Source organism: Mesorhizobium comanense, from assembly GCF_005503535.1.
GTDB lineage: Bacteria > Pseudomonadota > Alphaproteobacteria > Rhizobiales > Rhizobiaceae > Mesorhizobium > Mesorhizobium comanense.
In genome coordinates this window covers 310,514-324,660 of record NZ_SCNN01000006.1, presented here as the reverse complement: position 1 = coordinate 324,660, position 14,147 = coordinate 310,514, and the positions used below count along the sequence as shown (strand labels likewise).

General features: G+C 64.7%; 14 protein-coding genes. 9 read left to right on the top strand and 5 right to left on the bottom strand.

The genetic code is table 11. The annotated features are described in order from the left end of the window. Window positions 1-97 precede the first annotated feature (97 nt). The 9 genes from FFS37_RS13950 (at window position 98) to FFS37_RS13910 (ending at window position 8,607) form a co-directional block, all read left to right on the top strand. Window positions 98-970, top strand: coding sequence for an ABC transporter substrate-binding protein (locus FFS37_RS13950; RefSeq protein WP_171026271.1), 873 nt, complete (start codon window positions 98-100; stop codon window positions 968-970). Between the two features lie 31 nt (window positions 971-1,001). After that, on the top strand, window positions 1,002-2,834 hold the full coding sequence (locus tag FFS37_RS13945) for an ABC transporter permease (RefSeq protein ID WP_171026270.1): 1,833 nt from the start codon (window positions 1,002-1,004) through the stop codon (window positions 2,832-2,834). Continuing rightward, entirely contained in the window at window positions 2,831-3,874 is a 1,044-nt protein-coding gene (locus FFS37_RS13940; protein ID WP_137931526.1) for an ABC transporter ATP-binding protein, read from the top strand. The genes FFS37_RS13945 and FFS37_RS13940 overlap by 4 nt, the downstream gene beginning before the upstream one ends. Before the next feature lie 76 nt (window positions 3,875-3,950). Beyond that, window positions 3,951-4,706 (top strand): COG4280 domain-containing protein, encoded by a 756-nt coding sequence (locus tag FFS37_RS13935; protein ID WP_137931525.1) that lies wholly within the window; start codon window positions 3,951-3,953, stop codon window positions 4,704-4,706. Next, on the top strand, window positions 4,703-4,918 hold the full coding sequence (locus tag FFS37_RS13930; protein ID WP_137931524.1) for a hypothetical protein: 216 nt from the start codon (window positions 4,703-4,705) through the stop codon (window positions 4,916-4,918). Before FFS37_RS13935 ends, FFS37_RS13930 begins: the two co-directional genes overlap by 4 nt. Window positions 4,919-5,310: 392 nt before the next feature. After that, entirely contained in the window at window positions 5,311-6,120 is an 810-nt protein-coding gene (locus FFS37_RS13925) for a transporter substrate-binding domain-containing protein (RefSeq protein ID WP_137931523.1), read from the top strand. A 250-nt stretch (window positions 6,121-6,370) separates the two neighbouring features. Then, complete coding sequence (locus FFS37_RS13920) at window positions 6,371-7,177, top strand: transporter substrate-binding domain-containing protein (RefSeq protein ID WP_137931522.1); 807 nt, start codon at window positions 6,371-6,373, stop codon at window positions 7,175-7,177. Window positions 7,178-7,245: 68 nt separating this feature from the next. After that, window positions 7,246-7,911 carry an amino acid ABC transporter permease gene (locus tag FFS37_RS13915; RefSeq protein WP_137931521.1) on the top strand — a complete coding sequence of 222 codons (666 nt, stop codon included), beginning with the start codon at window positions 7,246-7,248 and terminating at the stop codon, window positions 7,909-7,911. 3 nt (window positions 7,912-7,914) lie between these two features. Continuing rightward, on the top strand, window positions 7,915-8,607 hold the full coding sequence (locus FFS37_RS13910) for an amino acid ABC transporter permease (protein ID WP_137931520.1): 693 nt from the start codon (window positions 7,915-7,917) through the stop codon (window positions 8,605-8,607). An 8-nt stretch (window positions 8,608-8,615) separates the two neighbouring features. Here the strand turns inward: FFS37_RS13910 and FFS37_RS13905 are convergent, their stop codons facing one another. The 5 genes from FFS37_RS13905 to FFS37_RS13885 form a co-directional block, all read right to left on the bottom strand. After that, window positions 8,616-9,497 (bottom strand): SMP-30/gluconolactonase/LRE family protein, encoded by an 882-nt coding sequence (locus FFS37_RS13905; RefSeq protein ID WP_137931519.1) that lies wholly within the window; start codon window positions 9,495-9,497, stop codon window positions 8,616-8,618. A gap of 11 nt (window positions 9,498-9,508) precedes the next feature. Beyond that, the gene (locus FFS37_RS13900) at window positions 9,509-10,471 is read right to left on the bottom strand and encodes an ABC transporter permease (RefSeq protein WP_137931518.1); all 963 of its coding nucleotides are present in this window, start codon (window positions 10,469-10,471) and stop codon (window positions 9,509-9,511) included. Beyond that, on the bottom strand, window positions 10,468-11,490 hold the full coding sequence (locus tag FFS37_RS13895; protein WP_232375648.1) for an ABC transporter permease: 1,023 nt from the start codon (window positions 11,488-11,490) through the stop codon (window positions 10,468-10,470). Before FFS37_RS13895 ends, FFS37_RS13900 begins: the two co-directional genes overlap by 4 nt. 9 nt (window positions 11,491-11,499) lie before the next feature. Further along, window positions 11,500-13,002 (bottom strand): sugar ABC transporter ATP-binding protein, encoded by a 1,503-nt coding sequence (locus FFS37_RS13890; RefSeq protein WP_232375647.1) that lies wholly within the window; start codon window positions 13,000-13,002, stop codon window positions 11,500-11,502. Window positions 13,003-13,069: 67 nt separating this feature from the next. Further along, the gene (locus FFS37_RS13885) at window positions 13,070-14,137 is read right to left on the bottom strand and encodes a substrate-binding domain-containing protein (protein WP_137931515.1); all 1,068 of its coding nucleotides are present in this window, start codon (window positions 14,135-14,137) and stop codon (window positions 13,070-13,072) included. Between the last annotated feature and the right edge of the window lie 10 nt (window positions 14,138-14,147).

The following is a 14,147-nucleotide window of genomic DNA, read 5'->3' as shown; positions in this document are numbered from 1 at the left end:
GAGAAATCCATCGCTTCTGCAGAAGCCTGGATATACGTCGCCCACATTCGCCTGCTCACACGCAGGCTCGCAAGAGCTTGATATCAAACCATTCTTTTTGATTCAGGCTCTTACTGTTGATGTCGTCGAACCCGGCAGCACCGGCGAGACGCTGGGCAAGATCGCCGCCGAAGGCAGCAATCCGCAATTCGACATCGTCTGGCTCGACGGCTCCGCCGTGATGGAGCGCATGGCGGCCGACCATGTGCTGCAGCCGATCCCGGCCGCCGCCTTCGACAAGGTGGCCTTCACCGATCTCGGCAAATCGCTGATCCCGCAAAGCCATGCCTTCCTGCCGACCGGAACCAGCACCACGGCAATCGAGGTCAACACCAAGAAAGTGCCGGCCGACAAGATGCCCAAGTCCTGGGCCGATCTCCAGTCCTTCGCCGGCGCCGTGGCGGCCAAGGATCCCAACCTGTCGGGGCCCGCCTATCAATGGCTGGCCGGCTTCTTCCAGACCAACGGCCTTGACGCCGGCAAGGCGCTGCTGACGAAGACGTTGACCAACAAGACGCTGTCGGGCCTGTCGAGCGGCGGCAAGGTGAACAAGGCGGTGCTGACCGGCGACGCTGCCGTCGGCATCAACCAGGACAGCGCCATCTTCTCGAAGATCGCCGCCGGCGAACCTGTCGTCGCCGTCTACCCGAGCGAAGGCTCGGTATCGCTGCCGCAAGGCCTCGGCATCAGCGCCAAGACCAAGCATATGGATGCGGCGGAGAAATTCATCGATTTCGTCACCAGCGCCGAAGGGCAGGCCGCCATGCAGAACGGCGACGACACCGACTTTTTCTTTATCCCGGTCATCAAGGGTGTCAACGCCAAGCCCGGCCGCGAGACCAGCATCGCCTACACGCATCTCGACGATGCCGTGGCCTCCGCCCACGAGGCCGAATGGAAGCAATGGTACAAGGACAATTTCGTCCAGTGACCCGGCTGTCGGAGCTCAGGCTGTTCAGGCCATGACGATCTTCCCGCATACCGGCGCCGCGGCTGTTGCCCGCTACGCCGGCGTCGCAAGAGGGCCGCTGCGAGGGGCGCTGCCGGCGCTCGTCCACGCCAGCGGCCCGATTGCCATCTACGCCGTTTTCGCCCTGCTGATCGGATTGCCGCTTGCGCTGGTGCTGGTCCAGGCGGTCGTCCCAGGCCTGTTCGCAGCGCAGGATGCCGACAGCACCTTGAGCCTCGAACCCCTGGCGCGTGTCTTCAATTCGCCACATGTCGCGGCCTCGGTCCTGCATTCGCTCCAACTCGGCATGCTCGTCGCCTGCACCACGACCGTGGTGGGCGGCGCCTTCGCGATCCTTGTCCAGCGTTGCGATATCCCGCTGCGATGGGCCATTTCGACCGTGCCGTGGCTGGTCTTCCTGACGCCATCCTATCTGAAGGCGCTGGCCTGGGTGCTGCTGATGTCGTCCGGCGGTTACCTGGCGCAGTTGGGGCTGCTTCCCGCATGGCTTGGCGCGTCATTCTTCGGACTGAGCGGACTGGTGTTCGTGCACACACTCAGCCTGTTTCCACTGGCAAGCTTCATCATCGGCAGCGCGCTGGCCGGACTTGGCAGCGAGCTGGAAGATGCCGCGCGGCTGTCTGGTGCGGCGCCGCTTAGAATATGGCTGCGCATCAACGGCCCGCTGCTGGCGCCGGCCATCGCCCTAAGCTTCATCGCCACTTTCGCCGAGGTGCTGTCCGATTTCGGCCTGGCCTCGACGATCGCCAGAATGTCGGACTTCGGCGTGTTGACCTACGGCATCTATGCCGCTGCCAGCGATTATCCCGTCGACTTTCCCGCCGCCGGCGCGCAGGCGCTGGTGCTGCTCAGCCTCGTCCTGCTCGTGGTCGTGGCGGACCGGCTGTTGCGGCGCCGTGCCGACCCGCGCCTGATCTCCGGCCGCGCCAGGCCGGCGCGGCTCTACAATCTTGGCCGGTGGCGCTGGTTGGCCATGGCGGCGGCGCTTGGCATCGCCTTCCTCGCGCTCGCGCTGCCGCTCGCCGCCATCGCCGCGCGCGCCCTGACGCGGACACTCGGCCAAGGGCTTGCCTGGAGCAACTTCACCTCGGCCAATATGGCGGCGGCGCTCGGCACGAACACGGCCGCCAATGACGGGCTGCTGCGCAGCCTGTCCTACGCGGCGTTGACGGCGCTGATCACCAGTGCGCTGGCCCTCGTCCTGTCGGCGCGGCTCGACCGCGCCAGCCCCGTGCTGCGAACGGCCGTCATCGGGCTGTCGCTGGGAGCGGTGGCGATACCGGGCATCGTCCTCGGCTTTGGATACATTCTGGTCTGGAACCGGCTGCCGGGCTTCCGCGACTGGCCATTCCCCCATTATGGCGACGGCTCCCTGCTGGTCATGGGCTATGTCGCCGCGGCCCTGCCCTATTGCCTTGTGGTGATCCTTTCGGCGATCGGTCAGCTCGCTCCCAGCCTGACCGACGCGGCGCGCCTGCATGGCGTCGGCACGATGCGGAGGTTGCTTGCCATCACCTTGCCGCTGGTTCTGCTCAGCGTGGCGACGGCCTTCCTGCTGACATTCATCCGCACCGTGTTCGAACTGCCCATGTCTCAGATGCTCATCCCGCAAAGCGGACCGCCGGCACCGACGCTGATCCTGAAGCTGTTCAGTCACGATCGCGACGGGCTGGCATCGGCCATCGCGCTGACCGCTATGGCGGCCGCCGGCATCGGTGCGGCCCTGGTCTGGTATCCGCTGCAACGGTTCATCAAACCGCATCGACGCGCCGGAGCCATCGATGCGCACGCCAACCGGACCGCCCGGACGGGAACCCAGTCATGACCGCTTCGCTGCATTGCGCCGGCATCCGCAAGTCGCTCGGCGGCCGCCCCGTCCTGAACGACCTCGATCTGAGGATCGAGGCCGGCGAGGTGGTGTCGCTTCTCGGCGCCAGCGGATCGGGCAAGACGACGCTGCTGCGCATCATTGCCGGGCTGGTCGAGCCCGAGAAAGGGTCGATCACACTGGACGGCCGCGTGGTGTGGAGCGAGACGACTGCCGTTCCTCCTGAAAGACGGCGCATCGGCATGGTCTTTCAGGACTATGCGCTGTGGCCGCACATGACGGTCGCCGGCAATCTGGCTTTCGGCCTGCGCTCACAGCGGCTTTCGGATCGCGACATCGCCCAGCGCCTCGGCCATGCGCTCGACGTCACCCGCCTGTCCCCCTATCGCGACCGCTACCCCACCGAATTGTCCGGCGGCCAGCAGCAGCGCGTGGCCATCGCGCGCTGCCTGGCGGCGCGCCCGGCGTTGATGCTGTTCGACGAGCCGCTGAGCAATCTGGACGCGGCATTGCGCGAGGACATGCGCATCGAGATGATGGAACTGGTGCGCCGCGAAGCCATCACCGTCGTCTATGTGACGCATGACCAGGCCGAGGCGATGGCGGTCTCCGACCGCATCGCCATCATGCGGGCGGGCGAGATCGTCCAGTTCGACACGCCACGCGCCGTCTATGAGGCGCCGGCCGATTCCTTCGTGGCAAGCTTCATCGGCGGCTTCTCGATCGTTCGCGGCCAGGTGCACGAGGAACGATTCCGGATCACCGAGGGCGACGCTGAAAGCGTGCGTACGCCGGGCGCGCCGTCCGGCGCCGGCATGCTGGTCATCCGGCCGGAGGATGCGCGCCCGGCCGAGGCCTATCCTGACAGCCGCCTGCGCGGCCGGGTGCTGTCGAGCGCCTTCCAGGGGCGATGCTGGCGGCTGGCGGTCGATCTCGGGCCGCAACGCGTCCGTCTCGACTGGCCGGAGGCGCCGCCGGTCGGCGCCTCGCTTGCCTTCTCGCTGCCGCCGGAACGCTGCGTGGTGCTCAGCGCTTGAGCCTAAGCCCTGACGGCGGGGTGGAAATGAGCGCCCAAAGAGATCATGCTCCAACAAGACGATACAGGAAGCCTTCATGCAGACACTGACACCCATCCTCTCGACGGTCACGGCGGCGTTTCTGGCCTCCTTCGTCGAGGTCGTCGAAGCCTTCACCATCGTGCTCGCCGTCGGTGTGACGCGCAGCTGGCGTCCGGCCCTGACGGGCGCGGCCCTGGCGCTCGCGGTGCTGGCGGCCCTGGTGCTGGCATTCGGGCCGCTGCTGGCGCTCATCCCCATCACGACGCTGCAGTTCGTCGTCGGGGTGCTGCTTATTCTGTTCGGCATGCGCTGGCTGCGGAAGGCCATCCTGCGCAGCGTCGGCGTCATTGCCCTGCATGACGAGGACGCCGCCTTTTCCAAGGAAACGGCCGCCCTGCACCAGCAGGCCAACGATCGCCGCGCGGACTACCTTGCGGGATTGGCCTCCTTCAAGGCAGTCCTGCTCGAGGGCGTCGAGGTGGTGTTCATCGTCATTGCGGTCGGCGCCGCGCATGAGCAGACATTTTACGCCAGCATGGGCGCGCTGGCGGCTTTCGTGCTGGTGATGCTTGTCGGCCTCGCCGTCCACCGGCCGCTGGCTCGCGTACCGGAGAACGCGCTCAAATTCGTGGTCGGGCTGATGCTGACCAGCTTCGGCATCTTCTGGACCGGCGAAGGCATCGGCGCGGAGTGGCCGGGTGCTGATCTTGCCCTGCTCGCCATCTTCGCCATCGTCGCGCTCGCTGCCTTTGCCATGGTGCGCTGGCTGCGCGGCACCTATCCCAGCGCTGCCGGAGGGCTCGCCCGATGACCGTCATTCGTCTCATCGCCAAGGAATTCTTCGGCATGTTCGTCGATGACGGCAATCTGGCGCTGCTGGCGCTGGTGCTGGTGGCGGCCATCACGGCGGCGGTGAAGCTGCTGGCGCTGCCGCCTCTGCTTGGCGGCGTGCTGCTGCTGGTCGGCTGTCTGGCCGTCCTGCTGCATAGCGTGCGCCGCGCAGCGAGCCAGAGCCGCCGGTAGCGGCGAAGAGCAAGCGGCTCGATGCCTTGCGGCCTCGGACGCGGCTTTCGATGATCCGGCAACAGGGCCCGAACGCTCTGCCTCCAGGCGCGGTGCAATCCGGCGTTGCCATGTCGCACGCCTGGGAATCGACCCGCCGCGCTTGACGCCGGGCGCGATATCCAAAATAATGGTACCGGTATCACAGCGGCTTGAGGATTCCTGCCGAAGCGCCGGTGGACAGGCATTAAACATTATAATAGCATACCATTATAACTCGCGGAGGATGCGCTCCATTCCCCGGTTTTCAAGGGATGCGGGCGAGCGAGAGCAGTTTTCAGATCGTCGGACGGCGAGCGCGCCCCGCACCGGCGACAAGGAAGCGAGGCGCCAGAAATGCATGGGAGGAAAACATGCGGACTTTCCTGAGAGGGGCCGGCGCCCTGCTGGCCGGCATCGTGCTGGCGCTTTCGATGTTGGCGCCGTCCATCGCCTCGGCGCAATCGGTCGAAGATATCATCGCACGCGGCAAATTGGTGATCGCCATCGACACCACGACGCCGCCCTACGGCTTTCTCGACGCCAATCTGAAGCCGACCGGCTTCGACATCGAGGTCGCCAACAAGATGGGCGAAGCACTGGGTGTGCCGGTCGAGTTCGTCACGGTCACCTCGCCCGGCCGCATTCCGGCGCTGCTGACCAAGCAGGTCGACGCGGTGATCTCGATCTTCTCGATCACGCCGGCGCGCGCCATCCAGATCGACTTCTCGATCCCCTATGCCGGCCAGTCAGCGGTGGTGATCGCGCCGAAAAGCACTGGTATCAAGGGCGTCGCCGATCTCGTCGGCAAGAAGGTCGGCCTGACGCGCGGCACCGGCGAGGATGGATTGCTGACCAAGGCCGCCGAGGCCAATCCGGGCATCGAGATCCTGCGCTTCGACGACTATTCCTCGCTGCTGCAGGCGATGGTGTCGGGCCAGATCGACGCCATGGGCGGCGGCGACTATGGCGAGATCTATCTGAAGAAGGCGCAGAACGGCGACGCCTTCGAACAGAAATACGTGCTGAAGACCTTCTACTTCGGCATTGGCGTGGCCAAGGGCAACGACAATCTGCGCCAGTGGATCAACACCTGGCTATTCACCATGAAGACCGACGGCACGCTCGACACACTGTCGATGAAATACCGCAACCAGCCACTGCCGGTGCTGCCGGTGTTCTAACTGGTTTCACAGCATGGCGCGACCTTGTCGGTTTCGCCATGCTTCAAGCCGCCAATTCCCTGCCAGGAGTCCCGGTCGGCTCGTCCATGTTCGGCTTGTAGACAAGCTATAAAGATTATAATATTATAATTATATTGGGAGGAACCCAGCAGGCGAGACAGAAGTCTTGCCGTGCATCGTCGGGCGGTCCGCGCCTCGCGCCAACGATGCCGAGGGGAAGGCGTGCCGAAAGATGCATGGGGAGGAAAACATGCGGAATTTCTTGAAGGAGGCCGGCGCATTGCTCGCCGGCCTGGTCCTGGTCCTGTCGTTGCTGCCCTTGAGCGCCTCGGCGCAATCGGTTGACGACATCATCTCGCGCGGCAAACTGGTCGTCGCCATCGATACCACCACGCCGCCCTATGCCTTTCTGGACGCCAATCTGAAGCCGGCCGGCTTCGACATCGAGGTCGCCAACAAGATGGGCGAAGCGCTCGGCGTGCCGGTGGAATTCGTCACCGTGACGTCGCCGGGCCGGATCCCGGCGCTGCTGACCAAGCAGGTCGACGCGGTGATCTCGATCTTCTCGATCACACCGGAACGCGCCATCCAGATCGACTTCTCGATCCCCTATGCCGGCCAGTCGGCGGTGGTGATCGCGCCAAAGAGCATGCAGATCAAGGGCAATGCCGACCTGGTCGGCAAGAAGGTGGGGCTGACGCGCGGCACTGCCCCCGACGCGTTGCTGACCGCCGCGGTTGCGGCCAATCCAGGCATCGAGATTCTGCGTTTCGACGACCAGCCAGCGCTGATGCAGGCCATGATCTCCGGCCAGATCGACGCCATGGGCGGCGGCGACTATGGCGAAATCTATCTGAAGAGGGCTCAGAACGGCGACGCTTTCGAACAGAAATACGTGCTGAAGACCTTCTATTTCGGCATCGGCGTGGCCAAGGGCAACGACAATCTGCGCCAGTGGATCAACACCTGGCTGTTCACCATGAAGACGGATGGCACGCTCGACGCCCTGTCGATGAAGTATCGCAACCAGCCGCTGCCGGCGTTGCCGGTGTTCTGATCTCCTCACCCCAAGGCGGGACCGGCATCGTGTCGGCCCCGTTTCCCTGACCTCGTGACGGGATATCAATGCAAACCGCCCTGCAATTCGGCCCGGTCCTGGTGCATCTCGACCTCTTGCTTCGCGGGCTGGAGAAGACCATCCAGCTGGCGGCGCTGTCGATCCTGTTCGGCACTTTGATCGGTATCCTCGGCGCTGTCGGGCGCAGCTTCGGGCCACGCTTCCTGTCGTGGCTCATCGCCTGCTATGTCGAGCTGATCCGCAACACGCCGCTCTTGATCCAGCTCTATTTCGTGTTCTTCTCCCTGCCGCTGTTCGGCTTCAAATTGTCGAGCAACACGGCTGCCATCGTTGCGCTGTCGATCCATCTCGGCGCCTATGCCACCGAGATCCTGCGGGCCGGCATAGAGGCCATTCCGGAAGGGCAGATCGAGGCCGCCAAGTCGCTCGGCCTCAGCCGCTATCGCATCATCCGCCATGTCGTGCTGGTGCCGGCGGCACGCGCAGTCTACCCGTCGCTGTCGGCGCAGTTCATCCTGCAGATCATGGGCACCTCGATCGTCGGCGCGATCGCGGCCGAAGAGCTGACGGCGGTCGCCAACAACCTCGTCATGCAGACCTTCCGCAGCTTCGAGGTCTATATCGTCATCGCCCTCATCTATTTCGTGCTCGTGCAGGCCGCCAGCCTGCTCTTCGCCGGCATCGGCAAGCTCATGTTCCGCTGGAAAGTCTAACCCATGAGTCTGCGCGATTTCGGCCCCAACGAACTGATGTTCCTGCTACTGGCCACACGATGGACGGTCCTTTTGGCGCTGGTCGGCTTCGCCGGCGGCGGCCTGATCGGCCTCATCGTGGCGGCGATTCGCGTGGCGCCGGCGCGGCCGCTGCGCTGGCTCGCCGCCGCCTACATCCAGTTCTTCATGGGCACGCCGATCCTGATCCAGTTGTTCATGGCCTATTACGGCTCGTCCCTGCTGGGCTACCGGCCAGACCCGTGGGTGGCCGCGGCCGTCACTTTCTCGCTCAATGGCGGCGCCTTCTTCGGCGAAATCTTTCGCGGCGCCATCGAGGCTATCCCGAAGGGACAATGGGAGGCGTCTACCGCACTCGGCTTTCGTTTTGTCCGGACGCTGCGCCTGGTGATCATCCCGCAGGCAGTGCGGCTGATGCTGCCGCCGACGGTCGGCTTCATGGTGCAGATCGTGAAGACGACATCCATCGCCTCGCTGATCGGACTGACCGAGCTGGCGCGCGCCGCCACACAAGTCAACACCGTGACCTTCCAGCCGGTCATGGTGTTCGGCACCGTGTCGCTGATCTACTTCGCGCTGTGCTGGCCGCTGTCGCTCTATGCCGGCTATCTTGAGCGTCGTTTCGCTTCCGGAACGACGCTCAAGATCGAAGCGCCGCTGGCAGTGTCAGCGGTCTGAACGACGCGCTATCCCTTGAAGGCGGGGAGCGTCAGGCCCTTGACGCCGACATCGAGCGCGAACAGGCCGCCCGGGTTCTTCTGGCCGACGAAGTGGCTGGCCGGGCGCTTGAGCACCGCCGAGGTGACGTAGAGGATGTCGAGGTCCTTGCCGCCGAATTCGCAGCAGGTCGGCAGGTCGGTCGGCAGCAGCACGGTCTGCATCAGCTTGCCCTGAGGGTCGTAGCGACAGACCTTGCTGGTCACCGGGATGGTTACCCAGTAGCAGCCTTCGGCGTCGACCGTAGCACCGTCGGCGACGCCGCCGGTCACCGTCATGTCGATGAAGGTGCGGCGGTTCTCGATATCTCCCGTGGCCGCATCGAAATCATAGGCCCACACCGCGCCGGCATGGCTGTCGGAGAAGTACATGGTTCTGGAATCCGGGCTCCAGGCGAGCCCGTTGGAACAACCGATGCCGTCGATCATCTTGTGCACCGAAAGATCGGGATCGAGGCGATAGAGCGCGCCGATGAACTCGATCGGCTGGCCCGGTACCTCGAACATCGAGCCGGACCAGAAGCGGCCCTGGCGGTCCGGCTTGCCGTCGTTGAAGCGGGTTTTCGGCATATGCGCTTCCGGGTCGACGATCGCGTCGAACCTCCCCGTTGCCGGATCGAAGAAATGAAAGCCGTCGGTCATGGTCAGCACCAGGCCGCCCTTTTCGCGCAGGCCGAGGCAACCGAGATAATGCGGTGTCTCGAAAACCTCGTCCTTGCCGGTCGCCGGATCGTAGCGGTGGATCAGCTTCTTCCAGATGTCGATCCACCAGAGCACGCCCGCCTTGGGGTCCCAGAGCGTGCCTTCGCCAAGTTCGGCGCCGGCATTGACGACACAGGTGATCTCGACCATTTCCCCTCCGTTCAATTCCTGCGCAGCCGGCCGCCAAGGCCGGCGAAGGCCTCGCTGCCGATCGAGACGGTGAGCAGTATGACAGCGCCATAGACGATGAGCAGCGCGCCGCTCGACAAATTGAGCGCCGGCAGCAGGCCGGTCAGGATGGTCAGCACCATGGCGCCGGCAACCGTGCCGAGATAGTGGCCGCTGCCACCGAGGATCGAGGCCCCGCCGATGGCGACCGCAGCGATCGAGGTGAACAGATAGGCATCGCCCATGCCGAGATAGGCCTGGCCGGAATAACCGGTCAGAAGCATGCCGGCGAAAGCGGCGGTGAGGCCCGAGGCGACATAGGTGAGGATGGTTGTGCGCGCGGTCGGCACGCCGGAAAACTCGGCGACGGTGGCGCTGGTGCCGAGCGCATAGAGATGGCGGCCGAACGCGGCCTTCGAGAGCAGCAGCGTCGCCACCAGCGTCAGCGCCAGCCAGATCAGCGCAATGACCGGGAAGCCCCCGATGCGGCCGACGGACAGGAACTGGATCAGCGCCGGCGCGGACGGCGTCGGCGAGCCGCCGGTCAGCACCAGGATTAGGCCCTGCAGGATGACGTTGGTGGCCAGGGTCATGATGATCGGCGGCACGCCGAAACGGGCGACGCCGACGCCATTGACCAACCCGATGACGGCGCCGCCGGCGAGCAGCAGCGGCATCACCCAGATCAGCGGCAGATCCTGGCCGCCGCACAGCAACGCCATGATGATCGCCGCCGAATTCAGCACCCATGGCACGGAGAGGTCGATGCCGCCGCCGATGATGACGAAGGTCTGGCCGAGCGCGACGATGCCGACAAAGGCGGCGAGCACCACGGTGGAGCGCATGTTGGAGACGGACAGGAAGCCCGGCGAAAACAGCGCGGTGACCAGGAGCAGCACGACCATGCCGGCATAGGCGAGCACGATGAGGCGATTGCGGGTGAGGAAAGCACTCATTGGACGCGGCTCCTCGCGGCTTTCTCGGCGATGGAACTCGCCAGCACCGAGAGCAGCAGGATGACGCCGGAAGCGACCGGCTGCCAGTAGCTCGATACGTGCAGCACGAAGACCAGATTGCCGATCAGCGTGAGCACGAAGGCGCCGATCAGCGTTCCGGCGAGATGACCGCGGCCGCCGAACAGGCTGACGCCGCCGATGACCGCGGCCGCTACCGAAGGCAGGATGTAGTCCTTGCCGATGGTCGGCGATCCGGCGCCGGTCTGCGTCACCAGAAACAGCGCCGCGCCGGCCGCGAACAGGCCGGACAGGCCGTAGGTGACGAGATTGACGCGGGTGATCGACACCCCGGACAGGAAGGCGGATTTCTCGTTCGAGCCCGACGCCTGGATGGTGATGCCGACCCTTGTCGCGTGGAACCACCACCAGAACAGCAGCAGCGCCAGCAGCATCCAGACCGGACTGGTCAGGCCGATGAATTGCGCGGAGGCAAAGCCGACCCACCAGGAGGGAATGCTGCCGCCGTCGGTCGGCAGGATAATCATGGCGACGCCGTTGAGGATCGACCAGGTGGCGAGCGTGACCAGGAAAGGCTGCAGCTTGAGCAGCGAGATCAGCAGGCCGTTGAGCGCGCCGATGCCGAAGCCCAGCGCCAGGATCGCCAGCGCCCACAATGCCGTCGTCGAAGGATCGTCAGTGAAGCGTGTCGCGGCGATCACCGTGCCGAGGCTGATCATGCCACCGATCGACAGGTCGATGCCACCCCGCACCAAGACGATGGTCTGGCCGGTCGCCGCCAGCATCAGCGTCATCGCCGCCGCCGTGTCGAGGTTGAGTTCGTCGAGCGTGAAGACGCCGGATTGCAGACTGCCGTAGATGGCGACGATCAGGGCCAGCATCAGGCATGCGACCAGGAAAGGCGCGCGGTCGAGCGCGCGGCCACGCCAGTCGATGCCGGGGTTGACGGACTTCACTTCGGCCGGCCTTTGCGCCATCTCGGCGGTTCGCTCAACGGTCATCACCATGCCTCAAGCCGCCCTGGTTTCAAGCATGGCGGCACGCAGGATTCCCTCCTCCGAGATATGCTCGCCCTCCAGCGTCGCGGCGATGCGGCCGTTGCGCATCACCATCACACGGTCGGCGACATGGACAAGCTCAGGCATGTCGCTGGAGTGGAACAGGATCGCATAGCCTTTCGCCGCGAGGTCGCGCATCAGCTGAAAGATCTCTCCCTTGGTGCCGACATCGACGCCGCGCGTCGGGTCGTAAAGCAACAGCACGCGCGCCTGGGTGAGCAGCATCTTGCCGAAGATGACCTTCTGCTGGTTACCGCCGGACAGCGTACCTGCCAGCTGTTCCGGGGTGCCTGCCTTGATGCGCAGGAAGTCGACCATTTCCTTGACCATGTCAGATTCCTTTTGCCGGCTTAGCAAACCGTTTTCGGTAAACCGGTTGATGACGGACAGGGTCAGGTTCTCACGCACACTCTTGGTCAGCAACAACCCCTGGCCGCGCCGATCCTCGGGCACCAGCGCGATGCCATCCCTGCCGATCAGCGCCTGGCGCGGATTGCCGATCGAGACAGGCTTGCCCCAGAGTTCGACCGTGCCGGCCGCCCGCGCGGCACCGAACAGCGCCTGGAACAATTCACGTTGGCCATGCCCCTGCAGGCCACCGACACCGAGCACCTCGCCCTCGCGAAGCGCGAAATCGACCGCCGACAGGCGGCTGCCGCTGGAGAAGTTATTTACTCGGAGCGCGATGCGATCGGTCGCGGTCGGCACGCGCTCGGGATAGAGACGGTCGAGATGCCGGCCGATCATCTGGGCGACGATCTCGTTGTCGGACACGGCATTGGCATCGTGCGCGGCGACGGTGGCGCCGTTGCGGAAAATGGTCAGCCGGTCGGCGATGGCGCGGACCTCGGCCATGCGGTGCGAGATGAAGATGACCAGCCTGCCTTCGGCGGCGAGTTGCCGGGTCAGTTTCAACAGCCAGTCGGCTTCACGAGCGGGCAGCGCAGAGGTCGCCTCGTCCAGGATGAGGATGCGCGGGTCCTTGGCCAGCCCCTTGGCGATCTCGACGATCTGCCGCTCGGCCAGCGTCAGCCGGCGCAGTTCGCGGTCGGGACGGAGCGCTGGAAAGTTGTATTTCTCCAGCAGCGCCAGCGTCTTGCGCCGCATCTCGCCGCGATTGACGGTGCCAAGCCATGTCCGCGGCTCGTGGCGGAACCAGATGTTCTGCTCGACGCTGAGATCAGGGATCAGGGAAAGCTCCTGGAACACGGCGGCGATGCCGCGTGCCTGGGCGGCGTCCGGATTGGCGGGGCGATAGTCCTGCCCGTCGACGAGGATCGACCCGCCATCGTGCCGCACCGCGCCCGACAGAATCTGGATGAACGTGCTTTTTCCCGCGCCATTCTCGCCAAGCAGCGCGTGCACCTCGCCGGCGCGGGCGCTGAATGTCGCGTCGCTCAGCGCAACGATGCCGCCATAGCGTTTGGACAAGCCCTTGACGGTGACGAGATCCATGGATGCACCTTCGAAAAGCTCTCCCGACATCTTGCGATGCCGGGAGACAGGGTCGTGGTATCGGATGTTACTTCGAGCCGGCGGCTTCCGCAGCGGTGATCTCGACCCAGTCGGGCGTGATCGGCAGCGTCAGGCCCGGCGCCTGATCGGGGAAGGCATTCTCGCCGATCGCGATCTTGATCATCTTGGTGCCGGGATAGAGCTTGGACTCGAAGGGATCGGTGGTGACGAAGTCGCCCTTGACCGAAACGGAGCGTTCGGCCGGCTTTTTGCCCGTGTCGAGAATGTCGACCGCCAGCTTGATCGCTTCGGAGGAGAGATAGGCCGGGTTCGAGCCGAGAATGCACTTGGCGCCTTGCGTCTGCGCGCAGGTGACGGCGGCGACATTGTAGGAGAAGCCGACCACCGGGACGATCGGCCGGCCGGCATCCTTCAGTGCCTGGATGGCGCCCGAGCCATAGCCTTGCGTCATGATGCCATCGATCTTCGGGTTGGCTGCAAGCAAGGCAGCGACACCGGACTGCTCCGGCCCGAGCGCATAGTTGCCGTTATAATAGCCGACGATCTTGATGTCGGGATACTTGGCCAGCACCTTCTCATAGCCGCCCTGCAGCTGCGCCGAGATCGGCGCACCTGCAAGGCCGCGGTCCAGGATGATGTTGCCCTTGCCGCCAAGCTGCGTCGCCATCCATTCGGCCATCACGGAGGGGATGCGATCCCAGTCGGAAGCGACGGCCAGCGCGCAGGGCTCGGTCACCACCTGGTCGAACGAGATGACGACGATGCCGGCGTCGCAGGCCTTCTTGATCGTCGGGTTGAGGGCGGAATCCGAGCCGGCGTCGACGAGGATGGCGTCCGGCTTCTGGCGGATGATGTTGTTCAGCGAGTTGATCTGCGCCTGGACGGTGTTCTCGACATTTTCGATCTTGAGGTCGACGCGGCCTTTCAATGGCCCTTTGTTGACCGAGACGGTGGCGACACGCTCCATCTGCTGGCGCCAGTCATTGCCGACGAAGTTGTTCGAGAGATAGATGGTGTAGGGCTTCTTGTCCTCGGCATGGCCGGCCTGCATGCCGACCGCCATCATGGTTGCGGCAAGTGCTGCAAGACCGATGTTACGGCTCAGTTTTTTCATGATTTTCTCC